Consider the following 23,007-nt stretch of genomic DNA (forward strand, 5'->3'; position numbering starts at 1 on the left):
AAAACTATAACTTAAAACTTAGTACTAACATTATTGAATCACATGTATGATTAAAAATGCTTCAATTGCGACATTAGCAATGTTTTTGTCAGCCGCATCGCCCGCTATGGCGACAAACGTTGCGCATTCTTTGTATGTGAATCTGGAACTGGCTTTAAATCAGACGACAGTCGGTACCGTCATACGAAGTATTAGTGAACAAACCGGGTATGAATTTTCTTATGATGAAACATTATTAAATAAGAAAATCTCCAAAGTTTTTGTTAATCTTAAAAATGAACATATCGAAAATGTTCTGCAAGAGGTATTTAAGAATACAGGTATCTCTTATAAGATTGTAAATAACCGTGTATTCTTGAAGGATGATACTTCTAAAAGAAATGCCCATTCTGAACCTATTGTGACGGCAATCCAACAGCAGAAGAAAAAAATCTCGGGTATTATCGTCGACGATACCGGTTTACCGGTTATTGGCGCGAATATTGTACTGAAAGGTGGGGCAGGAGTCGGTACGATAACGAATATAGACGGGGAATTTACATTGGAAGGAATTCCGGATGGAGCTACTTTGCTCGTCTCTTATATCGGATATTTGGACCAGGAAATATTAGTGACGAAAGATAAAACTACGTTCCAAATCACCTTACATGAAGATACACAGAAATTGGATGAAGTTGTTGTGGTTGGATACGGTGTGCAGAAAAAGGTAAATATGACAGGGTCCATTTCGAATGTGAAGTCGGAAGAACTGTCGGTCATTCCTAATACTAACTTGTCCAATTCATTGGCCGGACGTGCTCCTGGAGCAACTATTACCGGTAATTCCGGGCTGATGGGAGCTTCTTCTGAGATTCGTATGCGTGGCGGGTTCGGCGATCCGCTGTTTGTTATCGATGGAGTAATACGCGACAAAGAAGCTTTTGATAATTTGGAACCGTATGAAATCGATCAGATGAGCTTCCTGAAAGATGCTGCGTCAGCTTCTATTTATGGATCGGCAGCCGGTAATGGCGTTGTGTTGGTAACGACAAAAGGGGGTGTTAAAAATCAGAAACCTGTGTTTAATTATCAGGGATCCTATGCTTTCAGCAAACCGACTCAAGAACTGTTTGCGGATAGATGGACGGCCATCGATGATTTGGATTACCAAAATGCAGTAGCCCGTTTCCAAGGCACGAAAGAGCCGAACGGAGAGGCGGAATATGCTTACTTCCGTGACAACAACATCAATTATAATGTAAACGATTATATCTGGCAGAATCCTTGGAACACAAAACATTCTTTGAGTGTGACAGGCGGAAGCGAGAAAGTTCAATATTATGTTATGGGATCTTTCTTGGCAGAAGAAGGTTCTTATGTATCGTTGGAAAATAAGAAATTTTCTTTGCGTTCGAATTTAACGGTGGAGTTGAGCAAATATATTAAAATGAATGTCAATTTGGATGCGAATCAGTCGAATGACAAGCGTTTCTATTGGCCGTTCTCGGATGATGACGACCAGGCTGTGTATGATTTGTACCGTTGTACGTTCAACGCGATGAAGACAACTCCGTTCTATTCTAATTTGGACGGGACACCTTCTGCCACAATTACTGATTACCCGATTTATCAGGATTATGGTTCATGGCAAGGATGGAATCCTGTAGACCAGGTTGTTGGCAACCGTTATCTGAAGACTCGTCGGCGCAATATGAATGGGATCGTTTCGTTCGATTTCAACTTGGATTTCATTACGAAAGGTTTGAGCACGAAGATTATGGGCAGCTATATTGGGCATGACTATAACCGGAAACGTTTCATGACTTTCCAAAAGAACTACAAATTCCAGCAGGCAGATCCTGAAGGCAATCGTTTCTTGCCGGCCCCTCTGAACTTGAATGAATACAACACGTTCAATTTCTCCCAGAATTATGAGAACTTGGATTACCGGGCTAAACAGTTGTGGACTGAACAATTCAACTGGTTTGTGAACTATGCCAATACGTTCGGCAAACATGATGTCAATGCAATGGTTGTATTCGAACAGGCTGCTAACGGGGGCGAATGGATACAGGCCAAAGGAGAACAACCGATGGCCAACTTGGACCAGATGTTCAATTATTCGAAAGATGCCGAACGTCGTTGGGGCGACGCAGAAGAATATACCGGTGGACGTCTTTCTTGGATCGGTCGTTTTAACTATACGTTCGATCAGAAGTATATAGCCGAGTTTTCTTTCCGTTATGATGGCAATACGTTGTTTCCAGATGGACATCGTTGGGGATTTTTCCCTTCTGTTTCGGCAGCATGGCGTCTGAGCGAAGAATCGTTTATGGAAAACACGACCGACTGGCTGAGTAACTTGAAGTTGCGTGCTTCGTATGGTACGACCGGTAATGACTTGGATCTAAGTAAGGACCCGATCGACAAGATTACGGCTTTTTCTTATTTGCAGAAGTACAATACGGGTGGAACGTATGTTTTTGGCAGCAATCTGGCCAATACGATCGTGGCTGGCGATACTCCTAATCCGACACTGACTTGGGCGACTTCCACCACTTATAACGGAGGGCTGGATTTCGGTTTCTTCAACAATCGGTTGTCCGGAACGTTGGATGTTTTCTACCGGAAAGAGGTGGATATCCTTGGCCCGCGTACGGTGACGCTTCCGAGCACGTATGGCCAGGCGTTGGCTCCTGAAAACTATGCCGAGCGTTCTTGGCGAGGAGGTGAGTTGGCTTTGACTTGGATGGACAAGGCGGCCAACGGAGCGATTGATTATTCGGCTTATGTAAACTTGGGTTTTGCTCGTGACCGTTGGGATGTCTTGGATGTTTCGGCTACTTATCAGGAAGGAGGAAATTTGTATGCCCTGTCGCCGTTAGGTAAGGCTGACGGTATATTGACCGGTCTGATTGCGGATCATTTATTGACGGATCCAGCTGAAGTTGAAGCATTGAAAGCTCAAGGTTTCAAACAATATGGACGTGATCCGTATCTGGGTGGTATTCTGTATAAGGATACACGTGGTGACGGGTATACAGAAGGTCCCGATGGGCGTATCGATGGCAATGATGCATATAATTTGTTGAGTGAAAACGGTACGCCACGAATCAATTATGGTTTTGGAGGGAATATTAAATGGAAAGGTATTACGATAGATGTGCATTTCCAAGGTGTTGGCAAGTATGATCGTTTTGTTGGTGGTGTTGATGGCGGTTTCTATCAGCATGGTGGTGCTGTCCGTCCTTATTTTCCGATTTGGACGAGTGATAAAGTGTACGACCCTGAGTTGAATCCGAATGGTGTTTACCCGCGTATCGTAGGTAACAGCTGGTATGAATCAGGAGCAGGAAATACCAGTTTTTGGATGCGTAACGGCGCTTATCTTCGTTTGAAGAATTTGAATATCGGTTATGATTTGCCGAAGAGTATCCTTCGGCCATTAGGTATCACGTATGCACAGGTATTTGCTAATGCGACTAACTTGTTCTGCATTTCAGATGTAACAGAATTTTTGGATCCGGAGCAGAAGTATTATGATTCCTATCCGTTGATGCGGACATTCTCTTTCGGTCTTAATTTCTCATTCTAATTTTAAATCAGGAAGAATATGAAAATGAAAAAAATCAAATATGCCGTAATAAGTGCAGCCTTCGTATTGGGAGGAATGACAACCAGTTGCGATACGTTGGATATCGAGAATTTGAACAGCTACGACGAGTCGATGGTCTGGCATGATGCCAACCTGGCAACGGCTTATGTCAACAATCTTTATTCGGAATGTTTTGGCAATTGGGAGGCAAGTGCTGACGGTAATTCGGAGCAAGTGACTGGTATGCCTTGGTATTTAGGGACTATCACGGAAACCGGCAGCGCTTATAAAAAGTGGGAATATACGAAAATCCGTCATATCAACGAAGCGATAAAACGTTTGGAAGAAGGATTGCTGGATAGTGAAACCGCCAATAGTTTGTTGGGGCAGGCTTATTTCATGCGTGCCTATATGTACTATTGGATGGTTTTGCATCATGGCGGTGTCCCGTATATAAAGGTTCCGCAAGACAAAGATACGGATGATTTATATGTAAAACGTAATTCTACTCCGGAGTGTTTCCAATTTATGATTGAAGATTTGGATCATGCCATCACATTGTTGCCGGAGAAGATCGCTGGAAGTTCAGCTGATTACGGACGTATCGACCAGTGTTTTGCCAAAGCATGGAAAGCTAAAACGCTCTTGTTGAAAGCTTCTCCGCAGTTCAATCCGAGTAATCCATACGGCAATGCTTATTGGGAAGAAGCCTATGTGGCAGCAAAAGAAGCGTATGATTTTTGTGTGGCCAAAGGTATAGCTTTGACTCCGGATTATGCGGATATTTGGATACAGGAACAAGGGCCGGAAGTCGTTTTCCCGGTGGTAAACTCGAATCCAAATAAAACTTCAGCTTGGGAGTACACGACCCGCCCGGCTTCCGTTAGCCGTGACAAATCTTACAGTAATCCGACCTGGGAGTTTGTAAAAAGCTTTCCTATGTTGGATGGAAAACGGTATGATGATCCGAGCGGCAAATATTATGTTGCTGATGAACAGGCTTTGCTGAAATCTTTCTGGCAGAATCGTGATCCTCGCTTCAATAATGTCTGTTTATATAATGGCCGGGAATATCCGGTGGCCGGAAAACATGCAGACTACAGGCAATATAATGCGCTGGGAGTCAGTAGTCCGGATGATCAGTACGGTGTAAATCCGAATGCGCATACGAATGCTGTGAATAATGACATTTTCTCCGGCTTTTATATTTATAAAGCGGCCGATTTGTCATTAACTCAAGATAAGGTGATGACATATGACATCGATTACATCCTGATGCGTTTTGCCGAAGTGATGTTTATCTATGCTGAAGCAGCTAATGAGACCGGACATTCGGAAGCCGCTGTCGAAATGTTGAAGCAGATTCGCCAACGTGCCGGAATCGAGGTTGGGAACGATGGACTTTACGGATTGAAAGTCGGAAATCGTGAAGAGATCCGTCAGGCTATTTTGGATGAACGCAACATCGAACTGTGTTTCGAAGGCCACCGTTTTTGGGACTTGCGCCGTACGCGTAACATGATGAAGTTGGCAGGTTGGACTAAGCATGGACTTGAAGCGATCGCTATTAATCCGGATGGTACGGATATGGATTTGAATACAGCCAGAACCAAAATCAATAACAATGAGTTGACTACCGGTGATTTTCGTTACGTGGTTCATCAAGTCCCTTACACGGAAGCGGCGGAAAGAGAATTTGTAATTGAAGAATCATTCTATTTCTTCCCGATCCAGAAAGTCAATCTTGATGAAAATCCGAATCTCGAACAAAACAACAATTGGGGCGGAACTTTTAATCCGACAATGGAATAAATTGTTACTTTTGTTCATCTTGTGAAAGGAAAGAGGAAGGCCAAACGATATAGATCCCTTGGGTCCGTTCCTCTTTCTTTTTTAAGGTGAGTGTAGTTTGTTTCGCAGATAGAAACAAATGTTTCTACTCAGTGAAAATAAATTTTCCCGCAAGTGAAAATAAATTTTCACCGAAAAGAAAAATCTGAAACAAAAGTTTCAGGATTTTTTTGGCTTGAAACTTTTTGCACAGAATAACGAATGTTGGATAATTAAAATGAATATCAGATTATGAAAACAAAGATTTCTTTATTGCTTCTTTCTTTATTATTTGTGTTTTCCGAGATGAAAGCCCAGGATAAGATAACGATCGGTGTGATCCAGTATGACTTGAGCGATATTGACAAGAGTTTCAAAGAATTGCATGATCAGGGATTCGGCTCCTGCGAACTCAGTTATCAAAAGAAAGTGTACACGAAAGATTTTGCGGAAAAAGTAAAAGCTGCATCCAAGAAACATAATATAAAAGTGACAACGGTTGTCGGAGTACCCGGAAGCCATTGTGTTTGGAATTTCCGCCAAGGACCGGCAACGATCGGGTTGGTACCGACCGAGGAACGGGCTGAAAAAGTCGCTATGTATCAGGATATGATCGACTTTTGCCAGATGGCTGAGATTCCTGCCATGCACTCTCATTTCGGCTTTATACCCGAAGATCCCTCTTCTGAACAATATAAGGACTTTATCAAGGTCATGCAAGACTTGGCGAATTATGCCAAACAGCGTGGTGTGATGATCTATTTCGAGACCGGACAGGAAACGCCGACGACTTTGATCCGTGCCATTAAAGACATCGCAACGGGCAATGTGTTTGTCAATTGCGATCTGGCTAATTTATTGATGTACGGGAAAGCGAATTCTCTGGATGCCGTGAAACAGTTTGGCAGCCTAATCAAGGAATTCCATGCTAAAGACGGCAAATATCCGGACCCGAACAATCCGTATGAATTGGGAGCGGAAGTGCCCATTCCTACCGGAGAGGTGAATTTCCCGGCTGTCATAGCTGAACTAAAGAAGCAAGGATTTCAGGGAGCATTGACTATTGAATGTGAATTGAACGGTGCAAGACATGATTATGTGATAAAAACACGTGAATATCTGCAAGGATTATTAGATAATTAGTATATTTGTCAGATATTATTTATATTTTTAAATAATTGGTTGCTAATCTATATAAATTATTATTTTACTATGAGAACAAGCAGAAGAGGTTTTCTGAAAACTCTTGGAGGGGTTGCGCTCTTTTCGATCGTTCCGCGTAATGTGCTGGGGAACGGGTATATCGCTCCGAGTGATCAATTGACGAAGGGCATCATCGGTACCGGTGGTATGGGTAGAGGCCATGTGAACTATGCCGGTACGCGCTTGGTTGCCGTGTGCGATGTCGACAAGAAGCATCTTGAGCTGGGTAAGAACTTAGTGAAGGAAAAAATAGCCGCTTATCATGATTTCCGCGATTTGATTCTGGACCCGAATGTCGATATCGTGCATATCGCTACCCCGCCTCATTGGCATGGTATTATGTCTGTCGAGGCCGCTAAAGCCGGAAAAGACATCTGGTGCGAAAAGCCGATGACCCGTACGATCGGTGAAGGAAAGCGTGTGATGGAAGCCGTACAGCAATACGGACGTATGTTCCGCCTGAATACATGGTTTCGTTTTACAGATCAGTTCTACGGACTGGGCACTCCTGTCAAGCCGTTGAAGAAACTGGTACAAAGCGGATTGTTGGGATGGCCGTTGAAGGTGACGATCAGTGCGCATACCGGTTTCAACTGGAAATTCTTCTGGGTGGGAAAAGAATATCTCGAACCGCAATCGGTTCCGGCAGAGTTGGATTACGATATGTGGTTGGGTCCGGCTCCTTATAAGCCTTATAACCCGCATCGCGTACACCAGACTTTCCGTGGATACTGGGATTATGACGGTGGTGGACTTGGAGATATGGGGCAGCATTATATCGATCCCGTACAATATATATTAGGTAAAGACGATACCAGCCCTGTTAAAGTGGAAGTTGATGCTCCGCAACAACATCCGGATGCTGTCGGTACTTGGCGTTCTATCACCTACACGTATGACGATGGTTGCCAGATTGTCCTTTGGGGGGGAGATTTCGGTGATCCGAATACGCCGTATATTGCCGGACCGAAAGGTAATGTTTATAAGAATTTTGTATGCGATATTCCCGATTGGGAAAAGAAGCTTGCCGATTTCCCCGAACCGGAACCACAGGTTACGGACTTTATCGAATGTGTGAAGACACGTCAGCCTTTCGCCCTGAACGAAAAGAATGGTTTCCGTTCGGCTACTATTGTCAATATGGGAGCAGTGGCTTTGCGTTTGAACCGGACGCTGAATTTTGATCCTGTGAAACTTGAATTTATTGACGACGAGGCTGCGAATCGTCTGCTGGACCAGCCGATGAGAGCGCCTTGGAACATTTAATTAATTGACAATTGATAATTGACAATTACATACAATAGAGAGTAATATGAGAAAAGCATATATTTCAATAGCTGCCCTGTTGCTTTGCGGAAGCATGCTGATGGCGCAGACTCCGGAGGGCCGTACGGCCAAAACGACCGCTGCCGATGTATTGGCCCAGATGCCTGCGGCAAAACAAACGGCATATAATAAACTGATAGGTGATTTGAGCTCTACCGGCGAAGAAGGTGTCCTGATGCTGGTAAACATGATAAATGCTCCGGGTAAAGGCAGCAACGCGAATGTCGATTACGCCTTGAGCGGCCTGACGCATTACGTCATGGCGAAAGGGGAGGAGAATGCCCGGTTAGTGACTGCAAATGCTTATCTGAAGGCTTTGGAAATGGTGAACGAGCGTGAAACAAAAGCGTTTATTATCCGTCAGCTTCAGATGTTGGGAAAAGATGAATGTATAGAAACATTGGCTTCTTATCTGAATGACGAGTCGCTGAGCGGCCCTGCCGCCCGTGCATTGGCTGCCAACGGTAGTGAAAAAGCCGGACAAGCTCTGGTTGCTGCTTTGAAGAGACGTTCCGGATCTCCTAAAACACAAAAGGATGTGATCCGCGCGATCGCCGATGCCCAGGTGAAAGAGGCGGAAACAGTCCTGTTGGCGTTGCAGGGAGCAGCCGATCCGAATATGCAGAAAGAGGTCTTGTATGCCTTGAGTTGCGTCGGAGGTTCTAATTCTTTGCCGGTTTTGGCGAAAGCGGCCGAGAATGCCGGTTACACAATGGAAATAACCGGTGCCAACGAAGCCTATATCGCTTTGCTGAAACGATTGGTGGAGAGTGATCGTGCTACAGCGATGAAAGCAGCGAAAAAATTACAGAAAGAAGCCGCTAAGGCCGGACAGGAGCAAACACGGGAAGCTGCTTTGCAGATACTTTTAGCAGCCGAGGAACCGGCTAAAGTATCCAAGATGGTTCTCGCTTCCATGAAAGATCCGAGCAAGAACTACCGGAACGCAGCTTTGAGCTACGCTTCCGATTTTGCAGATAAGGAGTTGTATATCGAACTGATGAAAATGGTTCCGAAAGCCAAACCGGAATTGAAAATAGATATCCTGAACTGGATCGGACGCGAGGCCAAGAAGCCGTCCAAACACGATATTATCCAGAATCTGGAAATACGTTTTGATCTTCCTGCCAAGCAAATCCTGTTGGAACAGCTCGGTGATGCAGACTTTGGCGTGAAGCAGGCTGCTACCTGGACATTAGTGAAGATAGGCGATAAGTCCTATATCCCTTCATTGGCTGAATTATTGAAGAACGATGACAAGCAGGTTGTTCTGCTGGGACAGGATGCGTTGGCCGCCTTCCCGGGAGATATCGACGGGGCAGTAGCGAAAGCCATCTCTTCTGCAGCCAATGCAGGTAAAATAGCCGGATTGGAATTATTGGCCATGCGCAAGGCTACTGCCAATATCAACACCGTGCTGGATCAGATCCAGACGGGTTCTCCTGAAGTGAAAGCTGCGGCTTATGTAGCCTTGAAGGATGTGGTGGGAGAACGGGATATAACCAATATGTGCGGAATGTTGGAAATGGCTGATGCATTGGCTGTTCCGCCTATGCAACGGGCTGTTATTTCGGCATTATCCTCTCTTCCGGCTGCCGACAGAGTCGAAACGGTGACACGTCGTATGTTGCAGGCTGGCAATAAGGATTATTTGTATTATCTGGTGTTGTCTTCTACCGGACAACCGGATGCGTTGGCGACGATCGTGAAGGGGTTCCGTTCCAGTACGGGTGTCAAACGGGATGCTGCCTTCGAAGCCCTGCTGAACTGGAAAGGCATTGAAGTGGCGGACGAATTATATACGATCTGTAAGGAAAACCTGTCCTCCAATTATTTCGACCCGGCTCTCACTACCTATGTGAAACTGGTTTCCAATCCTGCATTTACAGGTGAAAACCGTTTGTTGAGCTTGCGTAAGGCAATGGAAATTGCTCAAACGGATGCACAAAAGATCGCAATTCTGCAGCAGATCGAAAATACCGGAACCTTCTTGGGTATGTTGTATGCAGGGGAATTTCTGGATCAGAAACCTGTACAACAGGCTGCTGCCAATGCGGTCATGAATATTGCTTTGGGTAATAAGGAGTATATGGGGGCGAATGTCCGTTCCCTGTTGAACAAGGTGATGGAAGTGCTTGACAATCCGGATGCCGGCTATCAGAGGGAAGCGATCAAGAAACATCTGGCCGAGATGCCGCAAGGCGAAGGATTCGTTTCTTTGTTCAACGGTAAGGACCTGACCGGCTGGAAAGGCTTGGTGCAAAACCCGATTGCCCGTGCAAAAATGAAACCGGCACAGTTGGCTAAAGAACAGGCGAAAGCCGATGAAAATATGCGTCGGGATTGGAAAGTCGAAAATGGCCTGTTGGTATTTGATGGAAGCGGTTACGACAACCTGTGCACGGAAAAACAATACGGAGACTTTGAAATGTATGTGGACTGGATGCTCGATCCGGCCGGTCCTGAGGCGGATGCTGGTATCTACTTGCGGGGTACGCCTCAAGTACAGATCTGGGATACTTCACGTGTCAATGTAGGAGCACAGGTCGGTTCCGGTGGATTATACAACAACCAGGTGAACGAAAGCAAGCCGTCGAAAGTGGCGGATAATAAGCTGGGTGAATGGAATAGCTTTTATATCAAGATGATAGGTGACCGTGTGACGGTCGTGTTGAACGGAGAGAAAGTCGTGGATGATGTGATCCTGGAGAACTATTGGGATCGTAAACTCCCGATCTTCCCGACCGAACAGATCGAATTGCAGGCTCATGGCAGTAAGGTCTATTATCGGAATATTTATGTAAAAGAGCTGGAACGAAAGGAACCGTTCAAACTTTCGGCTGAAGAAGAGAAGGAAGGTTTCAAGGTTTTGTTTGACGGTACGAATATGCATGAATGGACGGGCAATACGGTCGACTACACCCTGGAAGACGGTTGCATCTCTATGATACCGAGCAAGAGTTTTGGAGGTAACTTATATACGAAGGCTGAATACGGTAACTTTATATATCGTTTCGAATTCCAGTTGACGCCGGGCGCTAACAACGGTGTCGGTATCCGTACCCCGATGGGTGTCGATGCCGCATATCATGGTATGGAAATTCAGATTCTGGATTGCGAACATCCGATTTATAAGGATATTACTCCTTTGCAGCATCACGGTTCCGTATATGGTATCATTCCAGCAAAAGCAGATCATCAGGGTGTGTTTAAACCGGTAGGCGAATGGAACTATGAAGAGATCGTGGCCGATGGTGATAACATCAAGGTGACAGTCAACGGCGTGGTGATCTTAGAAGGAAACATTCGCGAAGCGACTAAGAACGGTACAGCTGACGGCCATGAACATCCGGGTTTGTTCAATAAGAAAGGACATATCGGTTTCTTGGGGCATGGTTCTCCTGTTAAGTTCCGTAATATTCGTATTAAAGAGTTGAAATAATACTTTTGTATGTATAGGTTAAGTTGCAGTATGGGCTTGTATTAGCTTATACTGCAACTTTTTTATGTAGAATAAAATTTGTTGGTCTGGTTTATTATAGCGATTTTTGTGTGATAGTAATAAATGGGTAAATGACAAAAAGAATATTCATGGAAACAAGTCAGTATCAAACGTTATTAGATTGTGCCCAGGTTGGATGGTGGGAGACGGATTTCGAAGAGGGATGTTATATCTGCTCGGATTTCTTGATCGGCCTGCTGGAACTGAAAGGGCCGAAATTACCTATAACTGACTTTTATTCCTTGATTCGTGAAGACTATCGCAGTCGGATTGCCAATGAGTTTGCTTTCTTCAGAGAGATCGGAATTTATGAGCAGGCTTTTCCGATAAAAACTTGTTATGGATATAGATTCGTCCGTACCAAGATTTACAAGCATGGTTTGGAGTCCAATGGTAAAATAAAGGCTTTCGGAATTTTGCAATTAATCCCTTTTAGTGAAGGAGATGCGAACCAACCGGTAGAGAATAGTCAGATCGACAGCCTGCTTAGGCATTTGGGCAGCCTTTCCAGGGCGTTGCATTCTTTTATCCAGACGAATGACCTGCATAAGTCGATCCATTTGGCGCTTACGGAAATTCTGTTTTCGATCTATACGAAAGGACGTGCGTATATCATGGAGTATGGGGAAGGGGATACTTTGAGCTGCACCCATGAAGTGTGTAGCAAAGGCATTGCTCCCGTTCGTGACACTTTGCAGAACATACCGCTTTCTACCTTACGCTGGTCTACCGAAAAGATACAAAAGCTTTATCCGATCCTGATCAATAACCTGGATGAATTACCTTTGGAGGCGGCAGAAGAAAAACGTTATCTGACAATGAGAGGCGCACGTTCCCTGATTATGATTCCGTTGATCATAAAGGGGATTTCATGGGGTTACCTGGGGATCGATATCGTAGACAATAACCGTATGTGGAGCCTCGAAGACTATCAATGGCTCTCTTCCATTACCAATATCATCAGTATAATAACGAAGATGGCTCGAACAAACGAGGCATTGGACCATAGCGAAAAGCTGCTTCGGAATATCTATACGAATATCCCGGTCGGTATCGAGCTTTACGATAAGAATGGCTATCTGGTGGATATGAACAATATGGACGTGGAGATCTTCGGTCTTCCTTCTAAGGAGGCGGCATTAGGCATTAATATTTTTGAGAATCCGATCATTCCTGAAGAAATAAGGGAAAAGTTGAGCCGGAGAGAATCGGTCTCTTTCCGGTTGGATTACTCGTTTAATAAAATTAAGGACGAAGATTATTATCCGACGGGCAAAAAAGGTGCTCTCGATATTCTCACAAAGGTCAGCATGCTCTATGATACGAATGGAGATCTGATCAATTATATGTTAATCAACCTTGATAATACGGATAAGACAGTTGCTTATAACCGTATCGAAGAGTTTGAGCACTTCTTCAGCCTGGTCAGCCGCTTTGCCAAAGTGGGCTATGCCAAATTCGATTTGCAAAGTAATGAGGGCTATGCTATCGACCAATGGTATCAGAACTTGGGAGAAGTGGAAGGAACCCCTTTATCAGAGGTGATCGGAGTCTACGATCATGTTCATCCGGAGGATCGGAAAGTGATGGTTGATTTCTTTGAGAATGTTAGGCAGGGAACAGCTTCAAGTATCCGGAAAGAACTGAGGATTCAGAACGGGGATGAATGGCGATGGACTCGTGTGAATATCATGCGGAACACACAGTCGACCGATCCGGACAGGCTTGAAATGATTTGTGTGAATTATGATATAACCGAACTGAAGGAAACGCAGAAGCAGCGTGAGAAAGCCGAAGAACTCGACCGCTTGAAATCTGCATTCCTTGCCAATATGAGTCATGAGATCCGGACTCCGTTGAATGCCATTGTCGGGTTTTCCACATTGCTGGTCGATACGGACGATCCGGAGGAAAAGAAGCAGTTTGTCGAGATTATCCAGAAAAACAATGAACTGTTGTTGCAGTTGATCTCCGATGTGCTGGATCTGGCAAAGATTGAATCCGGTATAATTGAATTGAAACTTGTCGAGGTCGACCTGCGGGAGCTGTGTAAAGAGCTGGTCGTCTCGATGCGTATCAAAGTGCCGGCTGAAGTCGCGCTCTGTGTGGCCCCGGACCTGCCTTCCTATATCATGCGTTGCGATAAGGTGAGGCTAACACAGATCATCTCCAACTTTATTAATAATGCCATCAAGCACACCAGCAAGGGGACGATCGTACTTGGTTATGAGGTACGCCAAGATGAAATTGAGTTCTCTGTGACGGATACTGGGGATGGTATGTCGCCGGAAGTGCAACAACATGTGTTTGACCGTTTCTATAAAGGAAACAGTTTCAAGCAGGGAACAGGTTTAGGACTCTCGATCTGCAAAAGTATAATAGAACAGGTAGGCGGGAAAATCGGAGTAGAGTCCGAGGAAGGGAAGGGTTCCCGTTTCTGGTTCACTTTACTCCGTTAGAGATTAAGAAACTGTTTTGATTTTTTCGCCTCATAATTTGAAAGCTGGCTGTTTGTAAAAAATCAAAACAGTTTCTTATATCTTATTCTTTTTCACCATAGGACAAGTCACCGGCGTCGCCCAATCCCGGAACGATGTAAGAATGGTCGTCCAGTTCGTCGTCGATAGCCGCTACCCATACGGTCGTGATGTCGTCCGGCATTTTACGTTGGATATATTCGATAGCCTGCTTGCTGGCGATGATGGAAGCGACATGGATATGTGCCGGATGCCCTTTAGTGCGCAATGCTTCGTAGGCCAGTTCCATAGAACTGCCGGTAGCCAGCATTGGGTCTGTTATAATCAATGTTTTGTCCGTTAATCGGGGAGATGCGATGTATTCGATATGAATATCGAAGTTCAGGCGGTCTTTGTATTTCCTGTAAGCGGAGACGAATGCATTTTCCGCATTGTCCAGATAGCTGAGGAACCCCTGATGGTAGGGAAGTCCGGCACGCAGGATCGTACTGATGACGACTGAATCGTCGGGAGTATTCATCGGTGCTATTCCCAGAGGAGATTGAATACCTTTTGTGCTGTAAGTGAAATCCTTACTGATCTCGTAGGCCATGATTTCACCGATCCGCTCGATGTTACGACGGAAGCGCATACTGTCTTTTTGTATATTGACATCGCGCAGTTCTGCGACAAACCGGTTTAACACCGAGTTTGATTCTCCAAGATTAACTATTTTCATGATTAAATTGTCATTTTCCGGCGCCGAAATTACTCATAATTTGGACAGGTCGCAAAAAAGAAGGCAACCTTTTTTAGATTGCCTTCTTTTGTCAGGTAAAAAAGTATTACTTCTTTTCTCCGGGTTTGTTAATTGCATCCAGCAAATATTTACCCGGTTTGAATTTTACAGTCGTTCTGGCTGGAATCATGACTGGTGTTCCAGTCTTGGGGTTACGAGCTAAACGCTCTGTCTGAGGACGCGGTATCAATGTTCCGAAACCGACCAATACGATCTCCTCATTGTGGGACATAGCTTCTGTTACGATGTCTACGTAAGCTTCCAATAGTTTTTTCGCTTTTTGCTTCTGTAATCCCGATCTCTGGGCCAAGGCCTCAATCAATTCTGCTTTGTTCATGATTGTTTTTATTTAATTTTTGATATTCAAGGCAAATGTACGCTTTTCATTAATACATTGTATAACTTTTTGCATATAAAGAAATCAGCGTTCATTTCTTATTTAACAACGCGTATATGCATTTGTTACGATTTGCGAAACAAAAAATGTTAAATAGCCTTTGGTTGCGATATTTGAAAGGCTTTTTTGTGTACCTGCTGATTGATTTGATATTTATCGTTACTTTTGTCCAGCAAAATAAAACATACATGAAATGAGAATAGAAGAGAATTACTCGTTGAAGAAACATAATACTTTTCACCTTCCGGTGAAGACCCGTTGGTTTATGGAATATATGAATGAGGAAGAACTGGAACGGATCTTCCGGGACGAATATTTTCAGGAATGTTTGTCGTTGCATATCGGAAGTGGCAGTAATCTGTTATTCATAAATGATTTTAACGGGATTATCCTGCATTCGCAGATAAAAGGTATCTCTGTTGCGGAAGAGACGGAGGATTCGGTACTGCTTCGCATCGGGGCTGCCGAGAAGTGGGACGACGTAGTCGCTTATGCCGTGTCCGAAGGTTGGGGAGGGATAGAAAACTTGTCCGGCATTCCGGGTGAAGCCGGAGCGGCCGCTGTCCAGAATATCGGGGCATACGGTACGGAAATCAAGGATGTGGTCGAAATGGTGGAGACGTATAACCAGCTTTCGTTCGAGAAACGTACGTTTACGAATGAAGAATGCCTCTATGGTTACCGGGACAGTTTCTTTAAGAATGAGCATAACGACCCGCACATTGTTACTTATATAAATATACGTTTGAGTAAAAAGCCTCAGTTTTCTGTCAATTACGGTAATTTGAAAGAGGAACTGGCTAAATATCCTGAGATAACGCTACAGGCTGTACGGGATGCCGTGATCTCGATCCGTCGCCAGAAATTGCCTGATCCCGATGAATTGGGAAATGCCGGAAGTTTCTTTATGAATCCGGTTATTCCGGTTGCCCGTTACGAGAAGCTGAAGGAGCAATATCCGGATATGCCGTCTTACCCGGCGGGAGAGGGAAAGGTGAAGATACCGGCAGGCTGGTTGATCGAGCAGTGCGGTTTTAAAGGCAAGTCGCATGGTGCGGTCGGCGTATATGAAAAGCAGGCATTGGTGTTGGTTAATTTGGGTGAAGCTAAAGGGCATGAGATCGCATTAGTTGCTGAAAGTATTCGTACGGCCGTTCATGACCGGTTCGGTATCGAGATTATGCCTGAGGTAAAATATGTAGGATAAATGGAAATTACGTTTTTGGGAACGGGTACTTCTACCGGGGTACCTGAAATTGGTTGTCAGTGTGAGGTATGCACCAGCTCGGATAAACGGGATTGGCGTCTGCGTACGTCCGTATTGGTGGAGACGGATGGTAAGCGGGTCCTGCTGGATTGCGGCCCGGATTTCCGTTGGCAGGTGATCCGCAACAAGACGTATCACTTGGATGCGGTCCTGATCTCGCACGAACATTACGACCATGTCGGCGGACTGGACGACCTGCGCCCTTTTTGCCGTGAAAAGGGGGTGGATGTGTATGCGGAAGATAATGTGGCGGAAGCTATCGAGACGCGCATCCCTTATGTGTTCCGTACCCATAAATATCCTGGAGTTCCGAACCTGGAACTTCACCGGATCGGAAACGAACCTTTTATGGTTGCCGGCATCCCGGTAACGCCAGTCCGGGTGATGCACGGGAAACTGCCGATTTTCGGTTATCGTATTGGTAATATGGCTTACCTGACAGATGTAAAATATCTTCCGGAAGAAGAGTATGCCAAACTGGAAGGTTTGGATGTGCTGGTCCTGACAGCTCTCCGCCTGGGAGCTCACCCTACGCATGAATCGCTGGAGGAAGCTCTTGCGAATGTCGAGCGAATAAAACCGAAGGAGACCTATCTGATCCACATGAGCCATCGCATTGGCCTGCATGCGGAAGTTGAGAAGGAGTTGCCGCCTCATGTCCATCTGGCCTATGATGGGCTGCACGTTTCCTGTTGAAGACCTGACAGTTCCATGCCTTAGAACTGATGGTTTCATAGTCTGGAACCGATGGTTTCATGCCTTGAAATAAACAGTTCCATCGCTTGGAACCGTTTGGAACTCCAAAGGCCGCATGAATACAGGCTTTTGTTAATTTGAGATTTCCCCTCCTATTCGTTTATATCCCTCTTCATTCGGATGGAGGCCGTCACCGACAAACAGGCTTTCGTCTATTTTGCCGTCTTGCTGCAATAGGGTTATTCCCGGATTGGCAAATTCGTAGCCTTCCGTTTCCACCATCTCTTTAATATCGAAGTTGATGCTCTTTACCCATTGCTCCTGATTGCGACGGGGGAGGATACCGATCACTTTGACGGAGGCTTCCGGTTGTCGCTGACGGATGGCGGAAAGGAGAAAGCGGAGACCTTCGACGATCTCTTTGTCATTGTTCAGGCCGCAATTGTTCGTGCCGATCATCAAAACAACTTTTCCGGCCTTATAGCCATCCAGTTCTCCGTGGTATACACGCCAAAGTACATTTTCGATACGGTCCCATCCGCAGCCTAAGTTTTGGAAACCGGCAGGACGCATGACTTTTTCCCAGGTCTCCCGTCCGTTTTTGTTGCGGTGTTCCGGTTCGCCACCCCAATAGTGAGTGATCGAGTTTCCTAAAATGACTGCTTTAGGCGGATGGTTGCGCACTTGCTCCAGAATGGCACGATGGCGGGCACGCCATTCATACATATGCGGTTCCCGGCGTTGCGTGGCGGGAATGGTTGTTGGCGTGGAGCCAAGAGGGATATGTAGGATTTCCCGGACCTTTCTTTCTACGGCAGCCGCCTGTTGCTTCATACCGAAGTCGGACGGATGCACATGGTCGACCCAACCGTCGGCAGGCATGTCCAGCTCTTCACGTGTCAGATAATATACATCTTTGATCCCTTCGGACTGAATTTGTTCGTATGCCTTGCGGGAGGCGCGGTTCACTTGTTCGATTTCTTTGTTCTGTATGGTGTCCGTGTACATATTGCTGTATCCGTCGTGTTCGATCAGCAGGATGGGAGCCGAATGTTTTTCCCTGAGTTGCTTGACGGCGGCGATAGCCAGAGCTGCAACTTCCTCCTCCTTCTGATTGGGTAAGTTTGGCATACAATCCAGGATGTATAACCGGGCATCCGTTTCGCTGATAAATTGTAGCACCTCTTTCGCCAGTTTGCCGTTACCGGAAAAGCCAAGGTTTATGAGTGGGTAGTCCAGCGAACGTTGCAGGATCGTTCCCCACGCCATTGCAGGACGGGAAGCACAGGCTCCTTGCGCGATCGAAGTCCCGTACAGGACTATCGGCCTTTCGGGAGAAACTGGGATGAATTCCAGCTTCGCATCTTCGGGCGTACCGATCTCCAACCATTTCACTCCGTTATACAGAGGCAGATAAAGCCGGTATTCGAAGCCTTGTCTATGGTAATGGTCTTTGTCTATGTTATTATATGTGTAGGTGATCGTGTCCTTGAAAGAGTAGTTGCCGAAACAAAAATGCCATTCCCCGTCGCTGTTAATGCTGTAGAGGTCAACTCCCGACACTCCGGTCGAAGGCATATGAGGCATATTCAGGCTACCGGTAACGGTGTAGCGGACTTTGATCTGCGGAGCGTTACTGTAGAAATGAATGGCAAGCCCTGCCGAATGCTGTGACAGGTTCCATACCGGTTCGTTCACCATGCCTTTTGCACGTTCGGGCAGGCGTGTGTAAGAATTCCCGATCTCTTGTGTGAATCCTTGATTTTGGATAACCGGAAAACCTGCCTCCATCGGATTGTGCCATTTCCATTGGGCGGTGGCCGGAAAGAAAAGTAGGCAGCAAAACAGTAAACAAATAAGCTTTTTCATGGATATTATCTCCTTAATAACCGTATTATGATACAATATCAACAAAGATAAGACAATTTTGCAAAAGCATTTCCTGATTAATCCTGTATCTTTGCTGCCAGTTAATTAAATTTGAAACCCATGAAATTAAAAGCTCTTATTGTGCTCTTCCTGATGGGGAGCATGTCGCTGATGGCTCAAAAAAGCTATCAGTTGCAATCGCCGGACAAAAAACTGCAAGCTGTCGTTACGGTAGGTGGCGATATTCGTTTTTCATTTACACACGATGGGACTGAAGTCCTTGCCGCTTCTCCGATCTCCATGACGTTGCAGAACGGAGTTGTTTTAGGGGCCAGCCCCAAAGTATCGAAAGTGCTGAAAGCGGCAGTCGATAAGGTGATCCCTTCTCCTTTTTATAAAAAGACGGAAGTGCAGGATGTCTATAATGAAATGACACTGTCGTTCCGGGGTAACTACGGTCTTGTTTTCCGTATGTATAATGACGGGCTGGCCTATCGTTTCACGACGAAGATGAAGAATGATATCGTCGTGGTGGATGAAGAAGCCGACTATAACTTCTCTTCCGACCATACGGCTTTTGCGCCTTATGTGAACAGCAAGAAGGCTACTTTTGAAGAACAGTTCATGAACTCTTTCGAACAGCCTTATGTACACGAACCGATCACGAAGCTGAACAGTGAACGTCTGATGATCCTCCCGTTCCTGGTGGAGTTGGACGGTGGCAAGAAACTCTGTATCACCGAGGCTGACCTGGAAGATTATCCTGGTATGTTCCTGAATAACTCGACAGACAAGCCGGTATTAAAACCGGTGTTCGCTCCTTATCCGAAGGTGAAAAAGCAAGGCGGCCACAATAATTTGCAGATGTTGGTGGAAGAACGTGAAGACTATATTGCCAAAACAAGCGGCACGCGTGCTTTCCCGTGGCGTGTGTTTGTCGTCTCGGAGAATGATAAGCAACTGGCTGATTGTGATATGGTTTATCGTTTGGCTTCTCCCTGCCGCCTGCAGGATGTCTCTTGGGTGAAACCGGGTAAGGTTGCATGGGACTGGTGGAATGACTGGAATATCTACGATGTGGATTTCCGTGCCGGCATCAACAATGAGACCTATAAGTATTATATCGACTTCGCTGCCGAACATGGCATCGAATATGTGATTCTCGATGAAGGCTGGTCTGTCAATATGGCTGCCGATCTGATGCAGGTTATCCCGGAAATCAATATCCCGGAGCTGGTGAATTATGGAAAATCTAAGAATGTCGGTATCATTCTCTGGGCCGGTTATCACGCATTTGACCGGGATATGGAAAAGGTGGTGAAGCATTATTCCGATATGGGGGTGAAGGGATTCAAAGTTGACTTTATGGACCGTGATGACCAGGAGATCATCGACTTCCTCTACAGAGGTGCCGAAACTTGTGCCAGATATAAGATGATGGTCGATTATCATGGTATCTGTAAACCGACAGGCTTGCAGCGCACTTATCCGAACGTGATCAACTACGAAGGCGTCCATGGCTTGGAAAATATGAAATGGGCGGAAAAGACCTACGATATGCCGCTTTACGACGTGACGATTCCTTTTGTCCGTATGGTAGCCGGTCCGATGGATTATACACAGGGTGCTATGCGCAATGCGATCCGCAAAAATTATGCTCCGATCTATACCGAGCCGATGAGCCAGGGGACGCGTTGCCATCAGCTGGCTACTTATGTGATCTTTGAATCTCCGCTGAACATGTTGTGTGATAATCCTTCCAACTATAACCGGGAGCCCGAATGTACGGAATTTATCGCCAATATCCCGACTGTATGGGAAAAGACGGTTGCCTTGGATGGTAAAGTGGGTGAGTATGTAGCCATTGCCCGTCTTCACGGTGATAATTGGTATGTAGGTGCTTTGACAAACTGGGATGCCCGCGAGGTGGAACTTGACCTGTCTTTTTTGGGTGATGGCAATTATAAACTGGAATTGTTTAAAGATGGTATCAATGCCGATCGTGCCGCTTGCGATTATAAAAAGGAAGTCATACCGGTTCCCACCGATCGCAAGGTAAAGGTGAAGATGGCTCCCGGCGGTGGTTGGGCTGCTAAGATTTATAAATAAAACGTATTTCCCGTGTAGTTGTAAAACACACGGCCCCCGAATATCTGCCGGAACAACGCGTATTTGTCTATACCCGTACAATGACAAATCCCGATCTGTTCCGGCAGATTATTTTTCAGATAGTCCGCTATGATATTGAATTTCTCGTCTTTGGCATTGTGGATATGGAAGCCTCCGGCCAGGAGTTGGAGTGTATATCCGGGAAAACTGTTGCCGATAGTCTGGAGGATATTGGTGATTCCCCGGTGGGAACAGGCGCTCAATACGGAATATGTATTTTCAGCTATCAGTGCGATCGCCAGTTCGTCGTTGAAAATATCAGGAACGACTCCTTCAGGTGTTTGCGTAAAGAATCGTTCGAAGTGAGTATCTTCCGGATTTATGACCGGAAGATCCGGAAATAGGAACAGTCCCGGAATAAGCTCCGTCTGTCTGGTGATAAAACGGAATCGGGATAAGTTCAGTAGGTTGGAGTCAATGACTCCGTTCTCCCGTTTATTTTTAAACTTCCGGTAAAGGACTTCCTGTTTGCAGATAACCGAAGCTTTTTTGTTGATGGCAAGAAAATGCCTCAATCCCCCTGTATGATCGCTATGTCCATGTGACAGGATAAGGAAATCCACCTCCGCAATATCGATATCCAAAAGTGCCGCGTTGCGGATAAACAGATCCGACTGTCCCGTATCGAATAATATTTTATACCCTTCGCTTTCAATAAGCAATGATAGTCCGTGTTCCGCCTGTAAGCTCCGCCCATAGACGGCATTCTCCACGAGGGTCGTGATTTTGTAATGCATAACCTTATTCTTTTAATTCCCAATTATGAGATAAATATAAAAAATCCTCTTAACAAAAACTTGCTAAGAGGATTTTTTGAGGTTCCTGGCGGATTCGAACCGCCGTACATGGTTTTGCAGACCACTGACTAAGCCACTCATCCAAGGAACCGAAATAAAAAAAGTAAAAAGTAATTTTCAATTACCAAGAGGTTCCTGGCGGATTCGAACCGCCGTACACGGTTTTGCAGACCGCTGACTAAGCCACTCATCCAAGGAACCAGTACATTTTAAACAACCATTCCGGTTTTGCGAGTGCAAAGAAAGATAATATATTTGGAATATGCAAATCTTTTTCTTCCTTTTTGTTTTGTCCCTTTTATGTAAAGCTTTTTATGATTGTCAAAATGAAATCACTACCCCATCAAAATCGGATTACTACCCCATGTTTTTGGAATTAGTACTGCGGGTAATATTTTTTAACGTTTCAAAAAGTACAGTATTGCCTCTATAAAGGTGTCAAAAAGATATAAGGGCAAAGCGGAAGGGGGGGCGGTTGGTTCTACAGGAAAAGCCTAGGGTTTGGAGATATTAGGAAAAAGAAGTTACTTTGTCATCTGTTAGCATAAACAATAAGGTAATGACATATATTGAAACTGAAATTCCCGGCGTGTGGATCATTGAACCGAAAGTTTTTAAAGATGCACGCGGTTATTTTATGGAGGCTTGGAAGAAGGCTGAGTTTGAAGAGCATATCGGCAAAGTGGAATTTGTGCAGGATAACGAGTCTTGTTCGTCGAAAGGCGTGTTGCGAGGTTTGCATTACCAACTGGCTCCTTACTCGCAGTCCAAGTTGGTACGTGTGATAAAAGGATGTGTGTTGGATGTGGCTGTCGATCTGCGCAAAGGTTCTCCGACATTTGGGAAGTATGTTGCCGTAGAGTTGTCGGACGAGAATAAACGTCAGTTTTTTATCCCGCAAGGATTCGCTCACGGTTTCCACGTCTTGAGCGAGGAGGCTGTTTTTACTTATAAGGTCGATAATCCTTATACGCCTACCCATGAACGCGGATTGCGTTTTGATGATCCTGTAGTCGGTGTGGATTGGAAGATCATGGACCTGTCTATTCTCAACTTGTCGGATAAAGACAGGAACGCCCCCTTGTTGCAAGATGCAGAAATAAACTTTAAATATTAACTCCT

Annotated in this window: 14 protein-coding genes and 2 tRNA genes; 10 read left to right on the forward strand and 6 right to left on the reverse strand. The window is 45.3% G+C overall.

Translation table 11 applies throughout. The features are described from left to right. Nucleotides 1-46: 46 nt before the first annotated feature. The 6 genes from NQ564_RS03590 (at nt 47) to NQ564_RS03615 (ending at nt 13,894) form a co-directional block, all read left to right on the forward strand. Entirely contained in the window at nt 47-3,574 is a 3,528-nt protein-coding gene (locus tag NQ564_RS03590; RefSeq protein WP_008147473.1) for a TonB-dependent receptor, read from the forward strand. Between the two features lie 18 nt (nt 3,575-3,592). After that, entirely contained in the window at nt 3,593-5,386 is a 1,794-nt protein-coding gene (locus NQ564_RS03595; RefSeq protein ID WP_008147474.1) for a RagB/SusD family nutrient uptake outer membrane protein, read from the forward strand. 270 nt (nt 5,387-5,656) lie between these two features. Then, nucleotides 5,657-6,547, forward strand: a complete 891-nt coding sequence (locus NQ564_RS03600; RefSeq protein ID WP_008147475.1) for a sugar phosphate isomerase/epimerase family protein — start codon at nt 5,657-5,659, stop codon at nt 6,545-6,547. Nucleotides 6,548-6,616: 69 nt separating this feature from the next. Next, the gene (locus NQ564_RS03605; protein ID WP_008147476.1) at nt 6,617-7,873 is read left to right on the forward strand and encodes a Gfo/Idh/MocA family oxidoreductase; all 1,257 of its coding nucleotides are present in this window, start codon (nt 6,617-6,619) and stop codon (nt 7,871-7,873) included. Nucleotides 7,874-7,919: 46 nt separating this feature from the next. Continuing rightward, nucleotides 7,920-11,375 (forward strand): DUF1080 domain-containing protein, encoded by a 3,456-nt coding sequence (locus tag NQ564_RS03610; RefSeq protein WP_129649777.1) that lies wholly within the window; start codon nt 7,920-7,922, stop codon nt 11,373-11,375. A 149-nt stretch (nt 11,376-11,524) separates the two neighbouring features. Then, entirely contained in the window at nt 11,525-13,894 is a 2,370-nt protein-coding gene (locus NQ564_RS03615; RefSeq protein ID WP_087375392.1) for a sensor histidine kinase, read from the forward strand. A gap of 82 nt (nt 13,895-13,976) precedes the next feature. Here the strand turns inward: NQ564_RS03615 and upp are convergent, their stop codons facing one another. Both upp and NQ564_RS03625 read right to left on the reverse strand, forming a co-directional pair. Further along, nucleotides 13,977-14,630: a uracil phosphoribosyltransferase gene (upp, locus tag NQ564_RS03620; protein ID WP_008147485.1), complete on the reverse strand. Its 654-nt coding sequence runs from the start codon at nt 14,628-14,630 to the stop codon at nt 13,977-13,979. A gap of 106 nt (nt 14,631-14,736) precedes the next feature. Beyond that, nucleotides 14,737-15,027: an HU family DNA-binding protein gene (locus NQ564_RS03625; RefSeq protein WP_008147487.1), complete on the reverse strand. Its 291-nt coding sequence runs from the start codon at nt 15,025-15,027 to the stop codon at nt 14,737-14,739. Between the two features lie 253 nt (nt 15,028-15,280). Here NQ564_RS03625 and murB point away from each other — a divergent pair, with 253 nt between their 5' ends. Next, a complete protein-coding gene (gene murB / locus NQ564_RS03630; RefSeq protein WP_008147490.1) occupies nt 15,281-16,294 on the forward strand; it encodes a UDP-N-acetylmuramate dehydrogenase in 1,014 nt (337 codons plus the stop codon). Further along, nucleotides 16,295-17,050: an MBL fold metallo-hydrolase gene (locus NQ564_RS03635; RefSeq protein ID WP_021862313.1), complete on the forward strand. Its 756-nt coding sequence runs from the start codon at nt 16,295-16,297 to the stop codon at nt 17,048-17,050. It abuts the gene before it with no gap. A 132-nt stretch (nt 17,051-17,182) separates the two neighbouring features. Here the strand turns inward: NQ564_RS03635 and NQ564_RS03640 are convergent, their stop codons facing one another. Continuing rightward, the gene (locus NQ564_RS03640; RefSeq protein ID WP_008147493.1) at nt 17,183-18,919 is read right to left on the reverse strand and encodes an SGNH/GDSL hydrolase family protein; all 1,737 of its coding nucleotides are present in this window, start codon (nt 18,917-18,919) and stop codon (nt 17,183-17,185) included. A gap of 120 nt (nt 18,920-19,039) precedes the next feature. Between NQ564_RS03640 and NQ564_RS03645 the strand changes: the two genes are divergently transcribed. Next, nucleotides 19,040-21,028: a glycoside hydrolase family 97 protein gene (locus NQ564_RS03645; protein WP_008147495.1), complete on the forward strand. Its 1,989-nt coding sequence runs from the start codon at nt 19,040-19,042 to the stop codon at nt 21,026-21,028. Here NQ564_RS03645 and NQ564_RS03650 read toward each other — a convergent pair. The 3 genes from NQ564_RS03650 to NQ564_RS03660 all read right to left on the reverse strand — a co-directional run bounded on the left by NQ564_RS03650 (nt 21,019) and on the right by NQ564_RS03660 (nt 22,086). Further along, entirely contained in the window at nt 21,019-21,825 is an 807-nt protein-coding gene (locus NQ564_RS03650; RefSeq protein WP_008147497.1) for an MBL fold metallo-hydrolase, read from the reverse strand. The genes NQ564_RS03645 and NQ564_RS03650 overlap by 10 nt on opposite strands. Nucleotides 21,826-21,904: 79 nt before the next feature. Beyond that, nucleotides 21,905-21,976: transfer RNA gene (locus NQ564_RS03655), tRNA-Cys, on the reverse strand. A gap of 38 nt (nt 21,977-22,014) precedes the next feature. Beyond that, a tRNA-Cys gene (locus NQ564_RS03660) sits at nt 22,015-22,086 on the reverse strand. 358 nt (nt 22,087-22,444) lie between these two features. On the opposite strand from NQ564_RS03660, the gene rfbC reads away from it, so the two are divergent. After that, nucleotides 22,445-23,002 (forward strand): dTDP-4-dehydrorhamnose 3,5-epimerase, encoded by a 558-nt coding sequence (gene rfbC / locus NQ564_RS03665; RefSeq protein WP_008147500.1) that lies wholly within the window; start codon nt 22,445-22,447, stop codon nt 23,000-23,002. Nucleotides 23,003-23,007 lie beyond the last annotated feature (5 nt).

Origin of the sequence: Parabacteroides johnsonii DSM 18315 (assembly GCF_025151045.1) — a bacterium.
GTDB classification, from domain to species: Bacteria; Bacteroidota; Bacteroidia; order Bacteroidales; family Tannerellaceae; genus Parabacteroides; species Parabacteroides johnsonii.